At 69.5% G+C, this 6545-nt stretch carries 7 protein-coding genes; all 7 read left to right on the forward strand.

From position 1 onward, the window contains the following. Positions 1-373 precede the first annotated feature (373 nt). The 7 genes from ACRDPS_RS22930 to ACRDPS_RS22960 all read left to right on the forward strand — a co-directional run bounded on the left by ACRDPS_RS22930 (position 374) and on the right by ACRDPS_RS22960 (position 6492). On the forward strand, positions 374-1303 hold the full coding sequence (locus ACRDPS_RS22930; protein WP_431503979.1) for a Rossmann-like and DUF2520 domain-containing protein: 930 nt from the start codon (positions 374-376) through the stop codon (positions 1301-1303). Next, positions 1300-2166 (forward strand): pantoate--beta-alanine ligase, encoded by an 867-nt coding sequence (panC, locus tag ACRDPS_RS22935; protein ID WP_431503980.1) that lies wholly within the window; start codon positions 1300-1302, stop codon positions 2164-2166. Before ACRDPS_RS22930 ends, panC begins: the two co-directional genes overlap by 4 nt. After that, positions 2163-2588, forward strand: a complete 426-nt coding sequence (gene panD / locus ACRDPS_RS22940) for an aspartate 1-decarboxylase (protein ID WP_431503981.1) — start codon at positions 2163-2165, stop codon at positions 2586-2588. The genes panC and panD overlap by 4 nt, the downstream gene beginning before the upstream one ends. Before the next feature lie 9 nt (positions 2589-2597). Further along, complete coding sequence (locus ACRDPS_RS22945; protein ID WP_431503982.1) at positions 2598-4325, forward strand: L-aspartate oxidase; 1728 nt, start codon at positions 2598-2600, stop codon at positions 4323-4325. Further along, complete coding sequence (gene nadC, locus ACRDPS_RS22950; RefSeq protein ID WP_431503983.1) at positions 4325-5254, forward strand: carboxylating nicotinate-nucleotide diphosphorylase; 930 nt, start codon at positions 4325-4327, stop codon at positions 5252-5254. The genes ACRDPS_RS22945 and nadC overlap by 1 nt, the downstream gene beginning before the upstream one ends. Positions 5255-5262: 8 nt before the next feature. Then, positions 5263-6045 (forward strand): type III pantothenate kinase, encoded by a 783-nt coding sequence (locus ACRDPS_RS22955; protein WP_431503984.1) that lies wholly within the window; start codon positions 5263-5265, stop codon positions 6043-6045. Positions 6046-6168: 123 nt separating this feature from the next. Continuing rightward, positions 6169-6492: a histone-like nucleoid-structuring protein Lsr2 gene (locus tag ACRDPS_RS22960; protein ID WP_431503985.1), complete on the forward strand. Its 324-nt coding sequence runs from the start codon at positions 6169-6171 to the stop codon at positions 6490-6492. Positions 6493-6545 lie beyond the last annotated feature (53 nt).

Raw genomic sequence — 6545 nt, forward strand, 5'->3', positions numbered from 1 at the left:
CGTCGGCGACGCGATGGGCCGCACGGCGGCGCGGGCTCATGGCTGACAAAAGAGGCGGACCTTCCACAGGGGACACAAAGAAGTCGGCTGATGAGTCTAGGCGTTCAACTCTCGTTCACCTGAATCAGTGGGGGCGGTTGCCGGTCGTCCGTTCCGCGGAGAATCCGTCGAGATGCCACGACCGGTATGACGATCGCCCGCGAAGGCGTGACGCGTCCCACAGGGACGGGATGTTTCGGAAGAGTGTCCGGCGGCGTACCGTTGTTTCGGCTCGGTCACAGTGGTCGAGTTCGCAGGCACTACGTCTGGTACCCATCCCGGCTCCGCTCGCAAGGGGGAGTGGTCGGAGGGACTGGAACGAAAGGTCTACTCCATGAACCACCCACTCAGGGTTGGCGTCGTCGGCGCGGGTCGCGTCGGTGCCGTCCTCGCCGCAGCGCTCCGCTCCGCAGGTCATTCGATCGTCGCCGTCGCCGGCGAGTCCGATGCCTCTCGCGCACGCATCTCCGCTCTTCTTCCCGGGGTCCCGGTCGAGAAGCCGACCGCTGTCGCTCGGGCCTGCGACCTGCTGCTTCTCACCGTCCCCGACGACATGCTCGGCAACGTCATCAAGACCATGACGGATGCCGGTGCGATCCGACCTGGGATGTACGTCGCGCACACCTCCGGCCGCCACGGCCTGGCGATCCTCGCGCCCGCTGCCGACATCGGCGCGCACACCATGGCCGTGCACCCGGCGATGACCTTCTCCGGCACCACGGTCGACCTCTCCCGCCTCTCCGGTTGCGTCTTCGGACTGACCGCCGCGACGCCTGCCGACCGGGCCTTCGCCGAGGCGCTGGTCGACGACCTCGGCGGGAAGCCGATGTGGGTGCCGGAGGAGATGCGCACGCTCTACCACGCCGGTCTCGCCCACGGGGCGAACCACCTGGTCACGCTGGTCACCGAGGCGATGGAGATCCTCTCCGCCGCCGGCGCGACCGACCCCGCGGGCACACTGCGTCCGCTGCTCACCGCGGCCCTCGACAACGCCCTCGACCACGGAGACGCGGCGCTGACCGGCCCGATCGTCCGCGGCGATGCCGGCACCGTGGCGGCACACCTCGACGACATCCGCACCAACGCGCCACAGACGCTGGCCTCGTACGTCTCGATGGCGCGGGCCACGCTCGACCGGGCCGTCTCCGACGGGCGGCTCCTGCCGATCCGGGCGCTCAAGATCAAGAACCTGCTCGATGCCGCTCACCCAGGGGTCTCCCCGGTGGTCGAGCTTGCCTCCCCGAAGAACGGGCCCCGCCCGTGACCGAGATAGCCAGCACCCGCGCGGACCTGGCCAAGCTCCTCGATCCCGCCCGCCGTGACGGCGCCGCAATTGGCTTCGTGCCCACGATGGGTGCCCTGCACGACGGGCACGCGTCGCTGATGCGGGTCGCCCGCGCCCACGTCGCCGACGGGCCGGTCGTCGTGTCGATCTTCGTCAACCCGCTGCAGTTCGGCGCGGGCGAGGACCTCGACCGCTACCCGCGCACGCTCGAGGCCGACCTGGACGTCTGCGAGCGCGAGGGCGTCGACTTCGTCTTCGCGCCGTCTGTGGACGAGGTCTATCCCGGTGGTGACCCGCAGGTCACCGTCGCCCCCGGCCCGCTCGCCGACGTGCTCGAGGGTGCGACCCGTCCGGGCCACTTCGCCGGGATGCTCACCGTCGTCGCGAAGCTGTTCGGGCTGGTCAAGCCGGACGTCGCCGTCTTCGGCGAGAAGGACTACCAGCAGTTCGCGCTCATCCGCCGGATGTCGGCCGACCTCTGCCTCGGCGTCGATGTGGTCGGCGCACCGACCCAGCGCGAGCCCGACGGCCTGGCCCTCTCCTCGCGCAACCGCTTCCTCTCACCCGAGCAGCGCGCCGAAGCGCCGACCCTCTCGCGGGCACTTCACGCCGCCCAGCTCGCGGCCACGTCCGGCGTCGAAGCTGCGCTCGAGGCCGCCCACGTCGAGCTGCGGCAGGCGTACGGGATCGACCTCGACTATCTGGTGATCACCGACCCGGCCCTGGCACCTCTGCCCGAGGCGCCCGCACCTGGCACCGAGGCGCGGATCCTCGTCGCCGCAAAGCTCGGCAACACCCGACTCATCGACAACATGAGCCTCACGATCGGAGCACCCCGATGACCCGTCTGCGCACCATGATGACCGGCAAGATCCACCGCGCCACGGTCACCCAGGCAGACCTCCACTACGTCGGCTCGGTGACCGTCGACGCCGACCTCCTCGACGCCGCGGACATCCTCCCCGGCGAGCTGGTCTCCATCGTCGACATCACCAACGGTGCCCGCCTGGAGACCTACACGATCGCGGGCGAGCGCGGCAGTGGCGTACTCGGGATCAACGGCGCCGCCGCCCACCTGGTCCACCCCGGCGACCTGGTCATCCTCATCGCGTACGCGCAGATGAGCACCGAGGAGGCCCGCGCCCTCGAGCCGCACGTCGTGCACGTCGACGACGCGAACCACATCATCGCGCTCGGCTCCGACCGGAGCGAGCCGGTTCCAGGGACCGACCAGATGCGTGGGCCGCTCGTTCTCACGCAGTAGCGTGCCAGCATGAATATCGAGCTGCTCTCCGCCCGAGACCCGGGCTGGACCGAGTGGGCGGACGTGATCGTGGTGGGCTCCGGGATCGCCGGGCTGACCGCGGCGCTGCGACTGAAGGACCAGGTCGAGCGGGTCGCCGTCGTCACCAAGGACGAGCTCCAGGCCGGCTCGACGCAATGGGCCCAGGGCGGCATCGCGGCCGCGCTCGGCGAGGGCGACACCCCCGCCCAGCATGAGGTCGACACGCTCGTCGCCGGTGCCGGGGCCTGTGACCTGGAGGCCGTACGCGTCCTGGTCGGTGAGGGCGCCGAGGCCGTTCGAGAGCTCATCGAGTGGGGCGCCGACTTCGACAAGGACCCCTCCGGCAACCTCGCGCTCACCCGCGAGGGAGGCCACCGTCGCGACCGGATCGCGCACGCCGACGGCGACGCGACCGGGGCCGAGATCCAGCGCGCGCTGATGGAGGCCGTTCGTCGCGCTCCCGAGATCCTGGTCTTCGAGCACGCCATGGTCGTCGACCTGCTGACCGCCGCCGACGGCGGTGTCGCGGGCCTGACCATCCACGTGATGGGTGAGGGGGATGCAGACGGCGTCGGGATCGTGCGTACGCGTGCGGTCGTCCTCGCCTCCGGCGGCCTCGGCCAGGTCTTCTCGCAGACCACCAACCCCGCCGTCGCCACTGCCGACGGGATGGCGATCGCGCTCCGTGCCGGGGCGACGCTGCGCGATCTCGAGTTCGTCCAGTTCCACCCCACGGTGATGTATCTGGGCGAGGACTCCCGCGGCCAGCAGCCGCTGATCTCCGAGGCCGTACGCGGCGAGGGCGCCTTCCTCGTCGACTGGGACGGCGCGCGGCTGATGGAGGGCGTCCACGAGATGGGCGACCTCGCCCCCCGCGACATCGTCTCCAAGGCGATCATGAAGCGGATGCTCGCGACCGGCCACCCCAACATGTGGCTCGACGCCCGTCACCTGGGTCGCTCGGGGTCTGAACGAAGTGCCCCCGAGCCTGTCGAGCCTGTCGAGACCTCCCGCGCCTTCTGGGAGCGCCGCTTCCCCAACATCTACGCCTCGCTCCTCTCCCACGGCGTCGACCCGTCGGTCGACCTGATCCCCGTCGCTCCCGCGTGCCACTACGCCTCCGGCGGCGTACACACCGACCTGTGGGGCCGTTCCTCGGTGCCGGGCCTCTACGCCACCGGTGAGGTCGCCTGCAGCGGCGTCCACGGCGCGAACCGGCTCGCGTCCAACTCCCTGCTCGAGGGCCTGGTCTTCTCGAGGCGGATCGCCGAGGTCCTGCCCGGCGAGCTGCGGCAGCTGGAGGACCCGGCCCCGGGAGACGCTCGGGTGCTCGTCCCGGGCGCCGCCCTCAAGCAGCTGCAGGAGACGATGACGACCAAGGTCGGCGTCCTGCGCAACGAGACCGGTCTCGCCGAGGCGGTCAGCGACCTCGAGCAGCTCGGCCAGGAGCCGGCGACCGAGATCGATCCGGCGGCCTGGGAGGCGACCAACCTGCTGACCGTCTCGCTCGCACTGGCGAGGTCCGCGCTGCTGCGCGAGGAGACACGCGGATCCCACTGGCGTGAGGACTTCGCGGAGCGCGACGACGCTCGGTTCGCGGGCCACTTCGACGTACGACTGCGGGGCGGCGATACCGTCGCCACGTTCACTCCGGCGCCGTCGACCGACCCGTCGCCGCCGGCCCAAACGACTCAGTCAACATTGGCAGGAGCCTGATGAGCATTCGACGTGTGCCCTTCGACGAGATCCCGGAGTCGCTCCGTGACGAGCTGACCGCGGCGGGGTTGGACGCCGGTGAGGTGTACGACGCCGTCGAGCTCGCCCTCGACGAGGACCTTCCTCAGGCCGCTCCCGGCGACATGCCCAGCGAGGACGTCACCTCCGTGGCCACCATCGCGCCCGACTCCACCGGCGTCGGCGTCTTCGCCGCTCGTGAGGACGGAGTGGTGTCCGGCCTCGGCGTGGCCGAGCTCGTCTTCGCGTACGTCATGGGTGATCACGTCACGGTGACCGACCGGGTCAAGGACGGCTCCAAGGTGAAGGCCGGCGACATCATCATGCGCCTGACCGGGCCGACCCGCGGGCTGCTGACCGCGGAGCGTACGGCTCTCAACTACGCCTCTCACCTCTCCGGCGTCGCCACCGGCGTGGCCGCCTGGACCGAGGCCCTGGAGGGCACCGGCGCGCAGGTTCTCGACACCCGCAAGACGCTGCCGGGGTTCAGGGCCCTGGAGAAGTACGCCGTCCGCTGCGGCGGCGGCGCCAACCACCGGATGTCGCTCTCCGACATGGCGCTGGTCAAGGACAACCACATCGTCGCCGCGGGCGGGGCGGTGCAGGCGTACGAGGCCGTGAAGTTCGCCTATCCGGAGGTGCCGATCGAGGTCGAGGTGACCACGCTCGACGAGCTCAAGGCGCTCCTCGACGCCGGTTGCGGCCGGATCATGCTCGACAACATGTCGACCGCGACGATGAAGGAGGCCGTCGAGATCACCGGCGGCCGCGCGGTGCTGGAGGCGTCCGGTGGGCTCACCCTGGACCGTGCCCGTGAGGTCGCCGAGACCGGTGTCGACTATCTCTCCGTCGGTGCGCTGACCCATTCGGTGAAGGTCTTCGACATCGGCTTCGACCTGTCAGAGGGCTGACCGAGATCGTGTCCCTCCTCGCGGTCAACATCGGCAACAGCCACACCATTCTGGGGCTCGTCGCCGACGGCGTCGTGTCCGCGGACTGGCGGGTCTCCACGCTCGAGCACCGCACCGCCGACGAGTGGTGGGCACTGCTGCGGGGCACTCTCGGCGATTCGTTGGTGGCGGGCGTGGACGGGGTGGTGGTGTGCGCGACGGTGCCCTCGGTCCTGCACGAGTGGCGCGAGATGCTCACCCGCCACCTGGGCTCGGTCGATCGCGTGGTGGTCGAGCCCGGCGTACGCTCCGGCATCCCGATCCTGATGGACAACCCGCGCGAGGTCGGGACCGACCGGATCGCCAACGCGGTCGCGGCCGTGGCCGGGCACGGAGGTCCGGCGATCGTGGTCGACTTCGGCGGGACGGCGACGACCTTCGACGTGGTCAACCCGGCCGGACAGTACGTCGGCGGCGCGATCCTGCCCGGGATCGAGCTGTCCCTGGAGGCCCTGGGGCGACGCGGCGCCCAGCTGCGAAAGGTCGAGCTCGCTCGCCCGAGGTCGGTGATCGCCAAGAACACGGTCGAGGCTCTGCAGTCCGGAATGGTCTTCGGTGTCGCCGCGCAGGTGGAGGGTCTGGTCGCCCGGATCATCGCCGAGCTGGATGTATCCGCCGACGAGGTGACGGTCATTGCGACGGGATATCTGGCGGAGTTCGTTCTCGACGAGAGTAAGTGCTTCTCGGTGCATTCTCCGTGGCTGACCATGCAAGGACTGGAGCTCATATTCCAACGCAATGTCATTCGTTAGCGATTTCGGTATGGCAACCTGTTGAATTATCCGGTTGATATGTAATGCTATGGGCATCTCGCGCAACCGCGACGGCTATATTCGACCCGTTTCAGGGTGAAGAAGAGCAGTGAAGGTAGGAACATGGCTAAGAAGGTCCAGATCATCCTCGAGGACGACATCGACGGCTCGGAAGCCGCTGAGACGGTGTCCTTCGCACTTGACGGCACGACCTACGAGATTGATCTCAACGACGCCAATGCGGCCAAGCTGCGCGATTCCCTCGCGCTCTTCATCGGCCACGCGCAGAAGGTGAGCGGCCGTCGTGGCGGCGCCAAGAAGGCCGCTGCCACTGGCGGGTCGACCCCGAAGGTCATGCGTGAGTGGGGAAAGGCCAACGGCTACACCGTGCCCGACCGCGGTCGCATTCCCGCAGAGGTTCGCACGGCTTTCGAAGCCGCCCACTGACCAGATCTCACGTCACCACGGACGATCAGCTGTCGCGCCCCTCGGGGCGCGAC

Origin of the sequence: Nocardioides sp., assembly GCF_050699375.1 — a bacterium.
Classification (GTDB): Bacteria; Actinomycetota; Actinomycetes; order Propionibacteriales; family Nocardioidaceae; genus Nocardioides.

What these genes read in the sequence shown, in the direction of transcription:
- ACRDPS_RS22930 (WP_431503979.1), top strand. Translation starts at nt 374, where the DNA reads ATGAACCACCCACTCAGGGTTGGCGTCGTCGGCGCGGGTCGCGTCGGT.
- panD (WP_431503981.1), top strand. Translation starts at nt 2,163, where the DNA reads ATGACCCGTCTGCGCACCATGATGACCGGCAAGATCCACCGCGCCACG.
- ACRDPS_RS22945 (WP_431503982.1), top strand. Translation starts at nt 2,598, where the DNA reads ATGAATATCGAGCTGCTCTCCGCCCGAGACCCGGGCTGGACCGAGTGG.
- nadC (WP_431503983.1), top strand. Translation starts at nt 4,325, where the DNA reads ATGAGCATTCGACGTGTGCCCTTCGACGAGATCCCGGAGTCGCTCCGT.
- ACRDPS_RS22960 (WP_431503985.1), top strand. Translation starts at nt 6,169, where the DNA reads ATGGCTAAGAAGGTCCAGATCATCCTCGAGGACGACATCGACGGCTCG.